This window comes from Lacrimispora brassicae (assembly GCF_054772055.1).
Genome location: NZ_BRYH01000034.1, coordinates 109129 through 126163 on the forward strand (window position 1 = coordinate 109129; position 17035 = coordinate 126163).

General features: G+C 42.4%; 13 protein-coding genes. 3 read left to right on the forward strand and 10 right to left on the reverse strand.

Annotation, left to right across the window (positions count from 1 at the left end):
* The first annotated feature begins 88 nt into the window (after positions 1–88).
* Positions 89–2641 carry a helix-turn-helix transcriptional regulator gene (locus tag ACYVD3_RS16875; RefSeq protein ID WP_460643649.1) on the forward strand — a complete coding sequence of 851 codons (2553 nt, stop codon included), beginning with the start codon at positions 89–91 and terminating at the stop codon, positions 2639–2641.
* 35 nt (positions 2642–2676) lie between these two features.
* Here ACYVD3_RS16875 and ACYVD3_RS16880 read toward each other — a convergent pair whose 3' ends face one another.
* The 5 genes from ACYVD3_RS16880 to vanR form a co-directional block, all read right to left on the reverse strand.
* Entirely contained in the window at positions 2677–5127 is a 2451-nt protein-coding gene (locus ACYVD3_RS16880; protein ID WP_460643650.1) for a bifunctional diguanylate cyclase/phosphodiesterase, read from the reverse strand.
* A 144-nt stretch (positions 5128–5271) separates the two neighbouring features.
* Positions 5272–6084, reverse strand: a complete 813-nt coding sequence (locus tag ACYVD3_RS16885; protein WP_460643651.1) for a M15 family metallopeptidase — start codon at positions 6082–6084, stop codon at positions 5272–5274.
* 194 nt (positions 6085–6278) lie between these two features.
* Positions 6279–7151 carry a VanZ family protein gene (locus ACYVD3_RS16890; RefSeq protein WP_460643652.1) on the reverse strand — a complete coding sequence of 291 codons (873 nt, stop codon included), beginning with the start codon at positions 7149–7151 and terminating at the stop codon, positions 6279–6281.
* Between the two features lie 113 nt (positions 7152–7264).
* The gene (vanS, locus tag ACYVD3_RS16895) at positions 7265–8419 is read right to left on the reverse strand and encodes a vancomycin resistance histidine kinase VanS (RefSeq protein ID WP_460643653.1); all 1155 of its coding nucleotides are present in this window, start codon (positions 8417–8419) and stop codon (positions 7265–7267) included.
* Positions 8397–9098 carry a VanR-ABDEGLN family response regulator transcription factor gene (gene vanR, locus ACYVD3_RS16900; RefSeq protein WP_460643654.1) on the reverse strand — a complete coding sequence of 234 codons (702 nt, stop codon included), beginning with the start codon at positions 9096–9098 and terminating at the stop codon, positions 8397–8399. Before vanR ends, vanS begins: the two co-directional genes overlap by 23 nt.
* 473 nt (positions 9099–9571) lie before the next feature.
* Here vanR and ACYVD3_RS16905 point away from each other — a divergent pair, with 473 nt between their 5' ends.
* Positions 9572–10456, forward strand: coding sequence for a LysR family transcriptional regulator (locus ACYVD3_RS16905; RefSeq protein WP_460643655.1), 885 nt, complete (start codon positions 9572–9574; stop codon positions 10454–10456).
* 516 nt (positions 10457–10972) lie between these two features.
* Positions 10973–11404: a DUF6194 family protein gene (locus ACYVD3_RS16910; protein WP_460643656.1), complete on the forward strand. Its 432-nt coding sequence runs from the start codon at positions 10973–10975 to the stop codon at positions 11402–11404.
* A gap of 217 nt (positions 11405–11621) precedes the next feature.
* On the opposite strand, the gene ACYVD3_RS16915 is transcribed toward ACYVD3_RS16910, so the two are convergent.
* Genes ACYVD3_RS16915 through ACYVD3_RS16935 form a run of 5 tightly spaced genes read right to left on the reverse strand, consistent with a single transcriptional unit; the run spans position 11622 to position 17026 of the window.
* On the reverse strand, positions 11622–12923 hold the full coding sequence (locus ACYVD3_RS16915) for a GntP family permease (RefSeq protein WP_460643657.1): 1302 nt from the start codon (positions 12921–12923) through the stop codon (positions 11622–11624).
* Between the two features lie 51 nt (positions 12924–12974).
* Positions 12975–13529 carry a hypothetical protein gene (locus ACYVD3_RS16920; protein WP_460643658.1) on the reverse strand — a complete coding sequence of 185 codons (555 nt, stop codon included), beginning with the start codon at positions 13527–13529 and terminating at the stop codon, positions 12975–12977.
* Positions 13530–13535: 6 nt separating this feature from the next.
* Positions 13536–15170 carry a medium-chain fatty-acid--CoA ligase gene (gene fadK / locus ACYVD3_RS16925; RefSeq protein WP_460643659.1) on the reverse strand — a complete coding sequence of 545 codons (1635 nt, stop codon included), beginning with the start codon at positions 15168–15170 and terminating at the stop codon, positions 13536–13538.
* Positions 15171–15210: 40 nt separating this feature from the next.
* On the reverse strand, positions 15211–16221 hold the full coding sequence (locus ACYVD3_RS16930) for an electron transfer flavoprotein subunit alpha/FixB family protein (protein WP_460643660.1): 1011 nt from the start codon (positions 16219–16221) through the stop codon (positions 15211–15213).
* A gap of 16 nt (positions 16222–16237) precedes the next feature.
* Positions 16238–17026, reverse strand: a complete 789-nt coding sequence (locus ACYVD3_RS16935; RefSeq protein WP_460643661.1) for an electron transfer flavoprotein subunit beta/FixA family protein — start codon at positions 17024–17026, stop codon at positions 16238–16240.
* Positions 17027–17035 lie beyond the last annotated feature (9 nt).

Consider the following 17035-nt stretch of genomic DNA (forward strand, 5'->3'; position numbering starts at 1 on the left):
GTTGTCCTCCTGTTCGAAATCAGCCCCTTTACAACATTGATAGCGATTTAAACGTAATCAATAACTAAGTGATATAAATGGTGAGACTATGGTTCATAAAAATCAATATGATGAAGTCCCTGAGGTTTCTAATGTTGAATCCTATTTAAACAGGGAGCGCATCAATAATTTACTTAAATCAGCCATTGAAAAGCCTGTCACCCTGGTAACGGCAGGGGCAGGCTATGGCAAAACACAGGCTGTCTCAACGGCGCTGAGAGATTTTCATAACCGGATCATATGGTTACAGCTTTCCGAATTTGACAACCTTGCTGCCAGGCTATGGGAACACTTTATCTATTCTGTGAATTGCCATAACCCGGAATTAGGGAAAAGGCTGACGTCATTGGACTTTCCTCAGCGCTTACCTGCATTTGATCAGTTTTTACGCTTGATTACCAAAGAATTGATAGGCTCAGAAAATTTTATTTTTGTATTTGACGACCTGCATTTTATTCATAATAAAAAAGTATTGGACTTCTTTGAAAGGCTGATATTCGCCCGGGTCCATAAGCTGTCCATTGTCATCATTTCAAGGACAAATCCGGATTTAGGTCTGGCCGGCATGTTATCCAAGGGGGGATTGGCAAAAATAACCGAAGATGATCTGCGGTTTTCCAGAGATGAAATGGAGGAATATTACCGCAAACAGGGCGCAAAGCTTAGCCAGGGCCTGATTTCTCAGATTTATTCTTTTACGGAAGGCTGGATGTTTGCCATTTACCTTATAGGATTGTCAATGAAAGCCGGCAATATTTATGATAAAAATCCTATCCTTTTAACCAAGCTGGATATATTTGAACTGGTGGAACGAGAAATATTCCAAGCTACATCAAAGGAATTGCAAAATTTTCTCATTAAAATTTCCATATTTGACACGCTGCCCATAGGACTTGTAAAAGAATTGTCCAATGATAACGCCGCTGTCATTAATGAAATGATAAGTTCAAGCCTGTTTATTCGTTATGACAACATCACCCATAGCTTCCGCCTGCATAATTTATTCCGGGAGTTTTTACTGGAAAAGGCAAACCGGTTGGCAAAGGGGGATGTATATCAAGTACAATTAACCGCGGCAAAATGGTATGAGAGCAATCATTTCCTCACTGATGCAATCAGCCACTATAAAGCCTGCGGGTGTTACAATGAAATTTTTGATATTATTTTATCCATAAAACAGCGGGTGGTTAAAGACACCGCGGATTCATTCATTAACTTAATTGAATTCGCACCCAAAGAGTTAATGGAAGCCAGACCCATCATGTTATTGGTGAAAGCCAACTATTTACTGAATAACAACAGAATTCATGAGGCTCATGAATTATTGCTGAACATACGCAATAAGTATGAGGCTCTTCCTGCCGTAGGGGAAAATCAAATGATTCTTGGTGAGGCTTACTTAACGCTTGCGCTAATCAGCATTATCAATCAGGAATACGAATTTGAAGATTTGTTTAACATGGCGAATCAGTGTCTGCCAAAGGGAAGCCAGCTTATAGACAGCCGGTTCAGTATTGCCGAAGGAATCAATGTAACCGGTATTAAAAAACCTGTGCCCGGCGAACTGGACAAGTACAGAAATGCCTTGTTTCAATCCGCCGGTACGGCTGCAAAGGTAATGAACGGATGCGGCTACGGCATGGAGTACCTCAATGCCGCCGATTCAGACTATATGACCGGGAACATCAATCATGCTGAAAAAAACGCTTATGAAGCAATATACCGGGCCAGACAGTATGAACAATATGATGTGGAGTATATGGCAAATTTTATTTTGATGCGAATCTATCTATTTAAGGGCGATTATCCTAAAATAGCAACCTTACTGCAAAACATGAAAGAGCAGTTGGATATTCTTCAAAACTCACAATGCATAGCACTTTATGATATGATAGAGGGCTGGTTTTATGTAAAAATCGGACAAACTGAAAAAGTATGCCAATGGATTATGAATGAGGAAGAAACACAAAAAATGTTTGCTCCCCTTATTTTAGGCAGGGAATACCTGGTTCATTCCGACTGCCTTTTAGGTGAAGACCGGTATAACGAACTTTTAGCCTTTATGGGGCATACGGATAAACTCTACGAATCCAGAGGTATTTTATATGCAGTGATACAAAACTACATTACAAAATCCATCATATACCATTATTCCCACCAATATGATGAATCAATAAAGGCATTGCAGGCAGCTTACGAGCTTTCCAGCCCCAATAACCTGATAATACAATACATAGAATACGGCAGTAAAATGCGAACCGTGATCAGTGCGGCGCAGCGTGATAAAAACTGCGGAATACCGAAAGAATGGCTTTCAAATGTTTATACCAAATCCTCAACCTACGCAAAGAACCTGGCTAACGTTGTTTTTAAATATATGGATGCCTATTCAGTCAATCGAAACGAGCATGTTCATTTGTCAAAGCGTGAAATGGAAATTTTATTATGCCTTTGCAATGGCCTTACCAGGGATGAAATAGCGGACCATTGCCATTTATCTGTAAATACCGTAAAAAGTATGCTGAACACGATTTATTCTAAGCTGGGTGCACAAAACCCCATGGAAGCCGTCCGTATTGCTGCGAAGATGGATATATTATAATGGGGGCTTGATATAACCGGGCCGGATAATAATACTTAGGAAGTTTCAAAAAGAATATCAGGTTTCCAATTTGCGTAAAAATCAAGATACTCCTCATAGGGCAACGGTTTGCTGATATAATAGCCTTGCAGCTCCTGACAGCCTATCTGCCTTAAATAGAGCGCCTGGGTTATATCTTCCACACCTTCCGCTGTGGTAGTTATGTTTAACTTTGTTGCCATAGCAACAATGGCATTTACAATGGTACGGTCTTCATCACTATCGTTGAGGCCGATAATAAAGGAGCGATCAATTTTAATTCTGTCCACCGGAAGTTTTTTCAAATAACTTAAGGATGAGTAGCCTGTGCCAAAATCGTCTATAGAGACAGTCACCCCCATGTCACGCAAAGCATTCAACACGATCTTAACCTTAGGAATATCTTCCACGATGGTAGCCTCGGTAATCTCAATATCCAGCTTCATACTCTCAATACCGGCTTCCTCTGCCGCTTCCCGAACCATACCTAAAAAGTCCTGGTTCAACAGCACCTGTGAAGATATGTTTACAGATATGGAGGCGTTCATCCCCTGTATGGCCAACAGCTTGCTGCACTTGCATGCGGCTTTTAGCATCCACCGGCTCATGGGTACAATCAGGCCGGATTCTTCAGCCATAGGAATAAATTCGCCCGGACTGATAATGCCTTCGGGCGTTACCCAGCGCATTAACGCTTCGCAGCCTATAATCTGTCCTGTTTCAGTTGAAACCTTGGGTTGGTAATAGGGCTTAAACTGGGAGCAGCCGTCATTGACGGTGCTGCGGATTTTGTTTTCCACAAACAGCTTGCGTTGTAATGCGCTGGTTAGTTCGGCTTCATACCGGCAGTACATATTACCGCCCATTTCCTTGGCATAGTACATGGCTATTTCCGCATTTTTAAACAGAGTTTCAGTATCCTGTCCGTCAGCAGGGTATGTACTGGAGCCTAAGGATGCTGATATGTGCATTTCTACATCTTTAACTGAAAACGGTACTTTAAAAAGAGATAAAATTACGCCTGCGTATAAATGCACTTCGTATCGTTCACGAAATCTGTGGGTAACGATAATAAATTTATCGCCGCCTATGCGCCCGATGATCGGGTTGCGAGGCAGTTGGTGCTTAAACCGGTCTGCAACCGCAATAATAAAGTTGTCTCCGGTGGAGTGCCCCAGCGTGTCATTGATAAATTTAAACCGGTTCAAATCAATGAAATAAATGCCGATCATGGTGCGGTCGTCCCTTGCCGGAGCAAACAATTTTGCCAGCAGTTCACCGGTACTGTTCCTATTATTAAGGCCTGTTAACATGTCAAAGTTTGCATGATAATACAGGTCTTCATTGTTTTGTTTAATAATACCGCTGTCTTTTTTAATCCGTTGGATCATGTTGCTGACAGACTCCGCCAGCATGTTCATCTCCGTATTTTTATATGTTGTTATCACACTTGATTCAATTGTCTCAAGTGAAATATTGTTAACCTGGCTAGCCAGCTTCCCTAATGGCCTGGCAAAAGCATACTCCATTAAAAGAATTCCTAAAACAAGCATAATGACCAGGAAAACAGCTATCATGATCTGTACCGTGACAATAAAGCTGAAACCCTCAGTGAATAAATAACGTTCCCTGGAAACAGACAGAACCAGGCTTTTATTTCCCAGAATATCATACATCTCGCCATACGCGGTTATTTCATTTGTCCCGGTCATTTCTACAATTGGCATCTCCCCGTCTGCAGCGGTATTTTGTCCCTTAAGCAAGGTTACCTGATCTTTTTTGTCCATCGTAATATGAACTTCCGGATATTTGATTAAATTAAAAATTTTTTCTGCCGGAATCACTCTGCCGAATATGATGGAGCCGGCGCAGGGGCCGGAGCCATCTGTACGCAACACGGGGTAGGAACTCATATAAATGATAGTCCCATCCTGTATTATGTAACCATTTACTCCGCCAGGCGCCGAGCCGCTTATATACTGTGTCTCGTTTTGCAGAAAATGAGTTAAGGTCAGCGGGCCGAGAAATCTGTATGTTTGAGTCAGATCCACGATACTGTTCTGATACTGCTTTGTTTCTTGATCGTAATACTGTTCAAACACAGCCTTGCCCGCGGGATCTACTACCGCAATAAAATTAAGCTGATAAGCCTCGTAACGGCGTTGGTTTAAATAATGCTCCGGAAATTCATCGTATTCTCCGTTTAAATATTCATAGGTATAATCCCAAAACGCCCAATCCCTTATCATTTCCGGCAGGTATTCCACCGAAATGTTTAAGTTGTTTTCGGCGAGGAAATATTCATTTCGGATATGATCGTATTCCCGATCCGTCAGCATCCTGTTCATGCTGTTATAGAAGATAAGATTTACAATGCCGGCTATAAGCAGAAATAATATAATCATGATGGCAATTAATTTTTTTCGAGTAGATAATTTTTTTCTTTTTTCAGATGATGGATTAAACATATCGACCTCCTTATCTATAAACGTTTCCTGGCATGCTGTATAGTACATCTCAGTAGTAATAATATAATACTGCTCTATCGCAAAACACACCTGAAACCGCAAATCTTTAAATGGCAGAATGGCAGTATATTTCTTTCGTAAGCCTCATTTTCTTCCATTTAAATACTCTTCAAGACAAACTCCTTGATTTTGAATTTCCATAGCTGCCTTAATTCCTACATACCGGTAGTGCCACGGCTCATTGATCACCCCTGTTATTTCAGTTTTATCTGGCGGATAACGGCGGATAAAGCCGAACTTGCAGGCATTTTCATTAAGCCATTTATAAACTTCGCCGCCAGTAGAACGAATGCCGTCTGCGTTGATGTCCACTGCAATTCCCAATTGATGTTCACTTGTTCCGGGAATTGCCACCCATGCTTCCGCCTTAGTCTTTGCTTCTTTGGGTGAACAGCCTTCGGCTTTGTATGCTTTTATTTTTTCGTCTAATAAACGTTGCTGCTTTTCCCTTGTCCGATAGCCGGAAGCAACAATGGGATAAATATGATCCTTTCTTGCGGCATCAAACATTTCTTGCAGTGCGGGATATATCCGCTTATCTACGGATTCACCGTTTGCCAACTTTGTTAATTGCATTTTGTAATCGTCTGGAATGTAATTCCATTTGTTAACTAAAATTAAGCACCATGCAGCTTCGTCAGTGCCATTTTCTGCGTTGTCGGTTGAAGCAGCAGGCAAAGCCATTTTCTGTTCAGTGGTTTCAGAAATAGAAAACAGGTCTGGCTGTTTTACTGTGGGATATGGATCGGCATCCGCTAAAAAAACAACAGCGGAAATTAATATGGCAAGACAGATACACGTCCAAAGAAAGAGGCCTATGGATCTGCGGATTGCATGGCCTTTCGATTTCTTTCGCCGTTTTCGTCTGGGAAAATTGTCATTCTCATAACCTTTCAATTATCGATCCTCCTTTGAATGAATCAGGACAAAAAAGCTCTTGTCAGTATTTATTGTACTGAACAAGAGCTATTGGGATTTTAATACTAAGTTGTTAATTTACTAAGAAAAAGTAGAGATTATATTGATGTTTTCTTTGCACAGTTTTCGGGAAGCCGGTGGCAGAAGCAGCCGCTTTTTTTTATATAGTAAGCTTATTGAACTCTATGAATTTCAACCTCCTCTGCCATATAAATGCCGTTTTCGGTTATTAGAAACTTTTTAAGCAACATCAAATCCTTAAGGCTGATGTCATTTTTTTCAATCGTCTTTTTTTCGATGATTTTTCCGTTTTGCTGTATATTAACCAACGTAATTTTGCAATTTTCCAAAAGTTCAACCTTAAACTGTTCGTTAGCTCCTGTTGCTGACCAGGTGGTTTTGTCTTCCGTATTGCGGGGGTATATACGGGACACCACAATGACGTTATCGTTTATTTCCTTAACGCCGCCCTGAAGAGCAGGCGCGGGACGATTAAAAAGAAATTTATAGTTATTAGAAGCATAAAATCCTGTACAGGTAAGTGCTATCATTAATCCACTTATTAAGATTGCGTATTTTTTAGGCTCTAAAGATCTTGAAATCAAAATATAAACCAAATAACCTGCCATTCCGCCCAGGACATTCAAAATCAAATCATCAATATCGGTTGAGCCACAGGCAAAAATATACTGGCAAACTTCTATAACCAAGCTGAAAACAAACGCTAATATCAATATTCTTGTTAGTTTGCGCATTTTAGGAAACAATAAAGCAGATATAAATCCAAGGGGGAAAAATATAATAAGATTCCCTAATATATTAGAAATTCCTATAATTTTATTCCCGCTTATTATAAACCGGAAATATTCGGAAATCGTAACAAAAGGGATTAAATTCAGGCTGCGAACCCCTGACAATTCACCTTTTAACATATTAGAAAACGTATTGGGATATTTGAATACCGTTATTTTGAAAAGCGCAATAAGGTATATCACAAAGAACCCTAATAAAATAATTGTCCTTGTCTTATGTTTTATTTTTCTCATAATTAATCCTCCAATAAAGAAAGCTTGTTCTTCGTAGTTATACGATACCTCAGAAGAGCAAGCCGTTTTTTAGTATTAACCTATTAATTTATTAAGATAAAATAAGATTATATTTAGATTTCACTAACCTCGTTTGCAGGCAGCTCAACTGTAAATATCGTATGGCCATTTTCACTGTCAGCGTAAATGCGCCCGCCGTGTAAAACGACGATTTCTTTCGCAACTGCTAACCCAAGACCCGCACCGCCGGTATTGGAGGAACGGGCAGCATCTAACCGATAGAATTTATCAAAAATGGTTGTGAGTTTATCCCCGGGAATACTTCCGGCATTTATGAAAACGATAGATACCATATCGCCTGAAACTGCTGCAGTTATGTCAATTACGCTGTTATCCGGGCTGTATGCTACAGCGTTTTTAAGAACATTGTTAAAGACCCGTGCCAGTTTATCAGGGTCGCCGTGTACCGTCAAATCCTCGGAAGCATGAATGACAGCCTGTTTTCCATTTGCGGAAAGCTGGGGGTAAAATTCATCAGCCATCTGTACCAGCATATAGTAAAGGTCTATGCTCTTTTTTGACAGCGTAATTGTTTGGAGGTTGTACCGCGTAATCTCGAAAAATTCGTCGATTAGCCCTTCAAGCCGATATGCTTTGTCCAGTGTAATATGCACATACTTTGCCTTTTGCTCCACCGGCATATCCGGGGCTTCATCAAGCAAGCTCAAATAACCGATAACAGAGGTAAGGGGTGTTTTAATATCGTGGGCCAGATACATTACCAGGTCATTTTTTCGCTGTTCGGCCAGCATTGCGTCCTGTTGGCGTTTTTCAAGGGTCTGTTTTAATGAATTTAGCTTTTGTTCCATATAAGCCATTTCCCCGGAAAGTTCAATCTGTTTTCCTTCGTTTTGAATCAGTGAGTCTATGCCGGCATTTACCTCATCAAAATATTTCATAAAGTTAGAGAGTAAGATACGGCATAAAATGAAAAAACAGAAAGCGACTGTAATGTATATGATAAGGTTGATATTGTTCCGTATGACGTTTTGATATATCATCATGGCGTCTTGATGTTCAAAGTGAAAGATTGCTTCCAGGACATCAACAATCCAATCCCCGGCAATTCCCCGCATAAGCTGGCGCAAAAACATTACAAATGCCACCGCTGCTATTACCGCAATCAGAACATAGGAGTAAAGTTTGCGCTCGATCCTGGAGTAATCAGCTTTTCTGTTTACCTTTTTACCTTTCAATTTTATAGCCAACCCCCCATACAGTTTTGATATACTTGGGATTATCAACGGTATCATTCATTTTTTCCCGCAAATGCCGGATATGCACGGTGATTGTATTATTGCTTTTGCTGTAATATTCGTCCTTCCAGATCTCGTGGAATAAATCCTCCGCGCTTACTACATTTCCCTTTTTTTCTAAGAGAATACGCAATATGGAAAACTCAGTTGGTGTCAATGTAAGTGGCTTCTCGTTTAAAAGACATTCATGGGTATTGACATTTAACACTAAACCGGAATGAATAATAACAGGTTCAGAAGGGGTTGTTGAATGTGCAGGATTGTACCTCTTATATCGCCGTAATTGTGCTTTTACTCTCGCTATCATTTCGAGAGGACGAAATGGTTTTGTTATATAATCGTCTGCACCTAATGACAATCCTGTGATTTTATCAATTTCTTCATCTTTTGCGGTTAGCATAATAACTGGATAAGTGTGCTTTTCTCTTATCCGTTGACATAATGTAAATCCGCTGATGTCCGGCATCATAACATCTAATATGGCCAGGTCCAGCTCGGTTGCTTCAATACATCCAAGTGCTTCGTTTGCAGAATAAAACTTAAAAACTGTATAATTTTCATTTTTCAAATACACTTCAATTAAATCGGCAATTTCGTGTTCATCATCTACAATAAGTATTTTATCTGACATGAATCCTATTCCTTTCCCCAAGGGTATCATTTATTATATCAAATCGAAAAACCCTGTTTATTATTTTTCGAATGAGATAGTATTAAGATTTTCCTAAGGCCGTAATTATCTGGGATTACCGATTGGCTTTTTTGCTTTTTTGGGTATCAGCCATACGCCAATCCTCTTTCTGTTTCATAGCATCAATTATATGCGGTCACCCCAACACTCGCAATAGGCAAACATTCTTTTATAATGCAGTACAGATTATATTAGATACTAATATTCTGCACAGCTTTTGCTCTATTTACCCGGTTTTTATCCCTTGCTTATATGGGGAATCTTATCACAAGTAACAGAACCTGTTTTAAAACGGAAAATAATCGGTATTTTATTGCAGAAAACATGAATATGGTTGTCAAACCGTGGTCTTTTTTATATAATTAACAGTAGAACTATGTTAATTTTTAAACAAGAAATTCAGGGGGTTTTACATGAACTTACCACAGTTATATTATTTCCTGAAATTGGCGGAACTTCAGCATTACACCAAGGCTGCAAAAGAGCTGTACATTGCCCAGCCCTCTTTAAGTGATTCCATTGCTTCCCTGGAACAGGAGTTGGGGATATCTTTGTTTCAGAAAAAAGGGCGTAATGTGAAGCTTACAAAATACGGACAGGAATTTTACGTTCATGTGTCACAGGCATTGAACGAATTGGAGCGCGGAATCGCTTCTATGAAGAGGCATTCCGGACAGGGCGGCGGTACGATTGATGTGGGTTGTATCCCCACACTTATAGGAGATTTTCTGCCCACTGCCATCCAGAATTATATGAAGAAAGATGCCCAGATAAAATTCAATATATTTCAGGGAATGTCCATAGAAGTGGCACATGGGGTGGCAGCCGGAAAATATGATCTGGGGTTCTGCTCCATGGTGGATGAAGAGCCGGAGCTGGTGTATGTACCGATCATGGCCCAGGAGCTGGTTTTGATTGTCAATGACGCTCATCCCCTTGCAGGCAGGCAGGAAGTCCGGCTGGGTGATTTAAAAGATTACAAGCTTACTACATATCGGGATTCCATCCCCATAGGAAAAGTGGTGAGGGGGCTTCTGAGTGAACATGGAGTGGAAGCTACCTTTTCCTACGATGATGAAATTTCCATCGGCGGCGTTATTTCCGAGAACCAGTTGGCTGCCATCGTTGCCCGGACTCCGTTTTTAAAACAGTTTGACAATCTGGTCCTCATTAAACTGACCGATGTTCCTCCGGACACGCGCCTGATTTATATGACCTACAGCAAAAAGAATTTTATATCGTCTGCCGTTGAGGCGTTTGCAGATTTTATTGTGGCACATGAAATGAATCTGCCATAAGCATCCGGTTGGATGCTTAAAGAGGGTGCTGCTTTAAGGCACACTCCCAATAAAGAAATATTTGTACAGCAAAGGGCATAGTCATTTTGGCTATGCTCTTTGCTGTTGGTTTCGGTTTTGTCCGGCAGTTCAATCACACCGACACAGTTGTAATGGATTTCCGCCCGCTGTATCTATTTTTGGCTAATTGGTATCCAAATCTCACTAAAGTTAGCTGGCATTATCCATATGATATTCATCCATTAATAAGAAGCAAGATGTAGGCCTTGCTTCTTTGTTTTGCATAAAATAGGTATTTCTGAAATTGAAAGTAATATGCAGTTAGCAGGTATTATCAGCTAAGATTAACTTCCGCTGATAAACATTTTCTACATTCATCCTTTTACAATAAGGTGAATCAAACAAATCTTATAACTGAGGCTATCAATTATGAAGAAATAATTCAAATATGACATACAGTTGACATATTTATTGATGTAAAATGAGTGGTAAATAATCAGAAAAGGAATTGATAAAGTGAACCCACAAGAAATTTTAGATTTTTGCCTTAGTAATTTAGACGGTACGGTTTTCGTAGAGAGCTGGGGTGAGAAGGGCGTTTTCTATAATCCTGAAGGCAAGTTAAAGAGAGGAGTCTATACTCTGACCATAAAAGAAAAAAACGGGGAAAATGATAAGGCATCGGATTTAGACCGTTCCGGCATTTTTCGCATAAATATTGGTTTAAAGAAGCAAACATTTTTAGACTTATTTAAATATATTCCCCATCGCCCTCAAGCAGGTGGAGTTGTAGATATGCCTTACGATTTTACTTGCTTAAATATAATGATTCCACATCCTGTTTATGGGTGGATGGGCTGGGTATGTATGCTGTCACCAGATCAAGATGGTTTTGAACGCCTTAAACCATATATCCAAGAATCTTATTTATTTGCCATTGAAAAATAACAAAAAAGAAATTATAATCACCTTATTACAATAAAGCGAAGGTACAAGTCCGGAATTGCTGGTAATTCTGGCCGATGCGCCTGTCCGGCCAGTCAAGGGCCGGGCAGCATTTTCCCGCAAAAGACGCGGGAAAATCTCTACCTGTAAACCCTTGACTGGCTGGATTTCTGCTGTGTCACCGCCTTACCGAAAACGGGGAAGAGAATAAGGAAAACCTTTAGAACACAATCCCTGCAGTAGCCAAAAGAGCAATGATGAAACCCGCTGCAAACGCCGGAATGGTGGTACCAAGGATGATATGCTTATAGCTTTCTTTCAGGCTGCAGCCGCAGATGGACATGGTCAGGATTGCAACAGAAGAGTTGGGCAGCTTATTTAAAATCAAGGCTGACTCTGTAACGATACGGTGCAACGCCTGGATATTGACGCCCATGTCTACAAACGCCTGGCCAAAACTCTCCATGAAGATCGTCTCACCGGATATGGCGGAGCCGGTCAGACCGGTCAGGACCGTGGTGCCAAAAAAGGCTTTTAAATATACCGGCATATTCATAGCCAGTACTGCCTGCTGGAGATTCTGAAAGGCAGGAGAAGCACCCAGGACCTTGGAAAGTCCCATGACTGCCGCTACCGTAAGCATGGAATTCAAGCCTGAGCTGCTTCCGGTCTTAATTGATGACTTCATATTTTTGATGCGCTTAAATTGTGTGCAGATAATCAAAAGAATACCAAGTACCAGAGAAAACATAATACTGGGTGATGTGCCCCAGCCGGAGGTGATGACTACTGATCCTAAAACCAGGATAAAAGGCAGAACAGAGATGAAAATCCCCGGCAGTTCCTCATCATTTATGGTGCTGCTGTTGTCCTTATACATAGCCAGAAGTTCCTCATCAGTATGGTTCTTATGGCTCTGCTTCTGGGCGTAATTAAAATATACGAAATAGCATACTGCCAGAATTCCGGTAAATATTATGGATAATAAGGGCGCAGAGCCAAGGGAAGTGCCTAAATAGTTGCTTGGTAATACATTACAGATATCCAGGGAATATGCAAAACCGTTGGCAGAGGCGCCGCCGCCCAGAAGAAGGAAGGGCAGCACGCGGCGGTCCATTTTATTCTGACGCAGGAGGTTATCTGCAATGGGATACAGGACAAACACCATGATATATCCGTTAATGCCAAGCAGGGTGATAAAAAAGGTACAGATCAGGATTACCAATCCCACCATTTTTGTTCCAAGTTTTTCTGTCAGGGTCTTGGCGATTTTTGTAGCAAGCCCAGTCTCCAAAACCAACTGCCCAAAGACTCCCCCAAGTCCCAGAATTAAAAACCACGACGCAACGAATGCACCTGCCCCGCCGGAGAAGGTGGTGAGAAGCCCTTCTTTAAAATTCAGTCCGCTGGTTACCAGAATAATAGATGCTGTGATCACCGTTGCAGTAATCATATCTATGCCTTTGATAATCATAATGACCAGAAGCGTGATGGCAATTATCAAACCAATCGTAGCTAACATAAACTTACCTCCAATTTTATATAGTTTTTTAGTGGTTAGAAAGGTGCTGTTTTATGCTTGATCTTTTGCTCCTGACTGCCAATGGGCCGTCATTTTATCAAGCGGAAGAGAAACCAGCCCGGTTCCCCTGGTATAGATATAGATCACAAATCCCCGTTTGCATCGGAAGACACATTCCAGGCATGGATCCTCATCGCAGTATGCGAATGCATCGGTGTCGGCCAGCGCAAATACCACAGGCGGCCGTTTGGTTTCAGCCACATATTTTAAATATCCGCCGGTGAATGTTTTTAAATAGATCCACTCCGGCGCGTATTTAAGTTTTTCTGCCTTCCAGAAAACCTGGACGGCATTGTCGTTGTAACCGCCGGTGATCTGGTAACTGACCTTAATTTTGTTTTCTGCCTGTTCCGGGGCGGACGGAGCCAGGCGTTCTGCTTTATGCTTGCAGCAAAGAATCTCTTTTTCCTCTAATGCCTTTTCTCCAGTGACCGGGAACAGGGTTTTGCATTCCCCGCAACGATAAAAAACAACCTCCGGGCATTGACCTGCCAGTGGTTTTCTTGTATCACGGCATCTTCTTGGTCCGAATTTCTGTTCTGTCATAGCCAGTCACCCCCTCATTCTCTTAATAAGTTCTTCCCTAAGCAGGTATTTCTTCACCTTACCGCTGCCTGTATGGGGGATTCTGTCAATTAGCTCCAGCCTTTCTGGCCAGAATCGTTTTGGTACGTTTTTTTCCTTTAAAAAAGCAATTACATCATGAAGAGTTAAATCCTTATGATCTGAAAGGGGAACCACGAATGCACAGATCCGTTCTCCCAGCCGTTCATCCGGCATGCCGATTACCGTATGCTCCGCCACCCCGGGACAACCCTCTAAATTGTCATTGATTTCATTGGAATTTAAGTTTTCTCCGCCACGGACAATGATATCTTTTTTCCGCCCGATGATTCGGATATTGCCGGCTTCATCCATTACGCAGATGTCTCCGCTGTGAAACCATCCATCGTCATCTAAGGCTTCATCTGTGATCTTCCGGTTTTTTAAATAACCCACAAAGACATTGGGACCTCTGGAAAGCTCCTCGCCCGGAGTGCCGGGAGGGACATCCCTTCCATCGTCATCAATCACCCGGATCTCTATGCCTTCCATGGCTCTTCCTGAAGACGTCCCGTTTAAGGCCAGGACCTGGTCAGGTCTTACATATACATGAGGAACACTTTCCGTGGAACCATACACCTCACAGAGAAGAATTCCGAAATTCCATGCTTTTTGTACCATATATCCGGGGACCGGAGCGCCGCCGCAGAGATAGAACCGAAGATAGGGCAGTGCTCCTCCGTTGGTCTCTAAGTCCCGCAGGATATCGTAAATAAAGGGGGTGGCTCCCATGGAATAGGTACATTTTTCTTGATTCATCAGGTTGATGGCTTCCCGGCAGCAGTATTTCTGCTGCAGCACCAGCTTCGCCCCAATGAGCATGGTTGCAATGATACCATGATGGAAGCCGGTGGCATGGTTTAAGGGTGCCGGCATAAACATGATGTCCTCTTTTGTCAGCCCCAGTTCTTTATTAAATGTTTCCTCACTGTATCTGACATTGTCATGGGTCAACAGTACTCCCTTTGTCCCGCAGGTAGTTCCGGAGGTGCCAAGAATCACGGCAATATCCTGACCGGTTAAGGGGAGGCTTTGCCCCGGTTTAAGCGGCTCATACTGCTTAAGGATTTCATTCATGGTAATATTGTTACTTGCTTTTTCCTTTGCATAGTCCAGCAAAATAATGGTTTCTAAACTGGGAATCTGATCTTTTACCGACAAAATCTGTTTTTCATAATCAGTTTTATAAAAGAACGTAGGTCCAAAGTATGCTTTGGATTCCGTCAGATTTATGCTGTGCACCAGTTCTTTCTCTTCATAGGACATTGCAATGGGGTGTGCCGCTGCACCGGCTTTGAAACAGGCAATGGTGATCATAACAAATTCACTCCAGACAGGGATCTGATAAGAGACTGTGTCCCGTGGTTTTATCCCTTTGCTCAGGAGAAAGGCTGCTACTTTTGAGGCTTCTTCGTCCATTTGCCTGTAGGTATATCGAAAGCCTCTGTCATCCACCACATATTCACGGTCCGGGTGACATTTCACCGACTCCTCCCAGCAGTCCAGTAAAGTTCTGTCCGTCCAGAAGCCTTTTTCCAGATACTGACGTTTCAGGTGGGGATTGATTTTAATTTCTTTAAACATAACCCGCCTCCTTTGGATTAAAGAGAAGCTGCATTCCCCATTACCCCTGTTTTTTCGCTTTTAATTCTTTTACCAGAGCGGGAATGATTTCGAATACATCTCCAACGATACAATAATCCGCAACTTCAAAAATCGGAGCTGTTTCATCTTTGTTAATCGCAATAATTGTCCCTGATTCGCTCATACCGGCCACATGCTGTACTGCTCCGGAAATTCCGCAGGCAAAGTAAATTTTTGGTGCCACGGTGGAACCGGTCTGGCCCACCTGCCTGGACTGGGGCATCCAGCCTGCGTCCACGGCTGCACGGGAGCAGCCAACGGTTCCGCACAATACATCAGCCAGTTCTCTTAAGATGGTGAAATTTTCTGCTGATTTCATGCCTCGTCCGCCGGATACGATGACCTCTGCGTCATCAAGCCGCAAATCATTGTCTTCGCAGGCACTTAAAAAATCAATGACTTTTGTACGGATTTCATGTTCCGGTGTCTTTATCACTTCCTGAATGATGACCGGCCGGTTATCCGGTGTTTTTTCCGGTTTTTTAAATGCGCCGGGCCTGCAGGTTCCCATCTGCGGTCTGGTTTCACTGCAGAGGATCTGAGCGTATAAGTTTCCGCCAAAGGCAGGACGTTCCCATACTACATTTCCTGTTGTCTCGTCAACGCTTAATGCAGTACAGTCTGCGGTCAGTCCGGTCCGGAGTCTGACTGCGATTTTAGAACCTAAATCCCTTCCGTTTGCGGTTGCGCCCACTAAAATGGTATTGGGATCATATTTCTTACATAATTCCAGGAACACGTGACCATAGGCATCCGCTGAATAATGCTCATACTCGTCACCCTGCACCACATAGATCTTATCGGCCCCATACTCACCGGCAGCTTTCACCGCCTCCTCTGTCTCTTTTCCAATGACAACGGCACATAATTCCTGTTTTAAACCAAGGGCAAGGTTTCTGCCCTGTCCCAGGAGTTCAAGTCCAACGCTTTTTGGCTGGCCGTTAAAGCACTCAATAAATACCCATACGTCTTTACATGTTTCAAAACTCATCACTTAAAACCTCCTTCTACAGTATTTTTGCATCGGCCAGTCTGCTGATCAATGAGCATGCGATTTCTCCGGGATTATTCCCTGTTATGGTCACGCCGTCCGCAGACCTTTTAGGGGTAAAGGTTGCCTTTACTTTGGTGGGAGAGCCCTTAAGTCCCATCTTGGTGGTATCGGAGCCGGGAAGGTCCGCCAGTGTGATTTCCGGAATCTCAGCTTTTAAGGAGGCAATTTTATTCCTGATGGTAGCATATCTGGGCTTGTTGCTTTCTTTGGTTGCCGTGCAGAGAACCGGAAGTCCGGCCTCAATGACTTCGATCCCCTCCTCCACCTGACGGCGTGCAATGACCTTGTCACCTTCCAGTTTTAGATCCAGGATATAGGTAAGCCTGGCCGCTCCAAGGTGCTCTGCAATGCTGGGAGCCGTCTGGCCGGTATCCCCGTCAATGGCTTGTTTGCCTCCCAGGATCACATCAAAGGTTCCCAGCTTCTGAATTGCCTGGGAAAGGATATAGCTGGTGGCATAAGTATCCGAGCCCCCGAATGCCCGGTCAGTGATGAGATAGGCCTCATCGGCGCCCATGGAAAGAGCTTCCCTTAACACGGCCTTTGCCTGGGGAGGCCCCATGGAAATCACCGTTACCCTGCCGCCGTACTGATCCTTTAACTGAAGTCCTGTCTCCAATGCATTTTTATCAAAAGGATTCATGATACTGGGGACTCCGGTACGGATCAGAGTGTTTTTTACCGGGTCGATCTTGATTTCCGTGGTATCAGGAACCTGTTTTATACAAACAACGATATTCATTTTTATTCC

What these genes read in the sequence shown, in the direction of transcription:
- ACYVD3_RS16875 (WP_460643649.1), top strand. Translation starts at nt 89, where the DNA reads ATGGTTCATAAAAATCAATATGATGAAGTCCCTGAGGTTTCTAATGTT.
- ACYVD3_RS16890 (WP_460643652.1), bottom strand. Translation starts at nt 7,151, where the DNA reads ATGAGAAAAATAAAACATAAGACAAGGACAATTATTTTATTAGGGTTC.
- ACYVD3_RS16920 (WP_460643658.1), bottom strand. Translation starts at nt 13,529, where the DNA reads ATGACAGAACAGAAATTCGGACCAAGAAGATGCCGTGATACAAGAAAA.
- fadK (WP_460643659.1), bottom strand. Translation starts at nt 15,170, where the DNA reads ATGTTTAAAGAAATTAAAATCAATCCCCACCTGAAACGTCAGTATCTG.
- ACYVD3_RS16935 (WP_460643661.1), bottom strand. Translation starts at nt 17,026, where the DNA reads ATGAATATCGTTGTTTGTATAAAACAGGTTCCTGATACCACGGAAATC.
- ACYVD3_RS16915 (WP_460643657.1), bottom strand. Translation starts at nt 12,923, where the DNA reads ATGTTAGCTACGATTGGTTTGATAATTGCCATCACGCTTCTGGTCATT.
- ACYVD3_RS16880 (WP_460643650.1), bottom strand. Translation starts at nt 5,127, where the DNA reads ATGTTTAATCCATCATCTGAAAAAAGAAAAAAATTATCTACTCGAAAA.
- ACYVD3_RS16905 (WP_460643655.1), top strand. Translation starts at nt 9,572, where the DNA reads ATGAACTTACCACAGTTATATTATTTCCTGAAATTGGCGGAACTTCAG.
- vanR (WP_460643654.1), bottom strand. Translation starts at nt 9,098, where the DNA reads ATGTCAGATAAAATACTTATTGTAGATGATGAACACGAAATTGCCGAT.
- ACYVD3_RS16930 (WP_460643660.1), bottom strand. Translation starts at nt 16,221, where the DNA reads ATGAGTTTTGAAACATGTAAAGACGTATGGGTATTTATTGAGTGCTTT.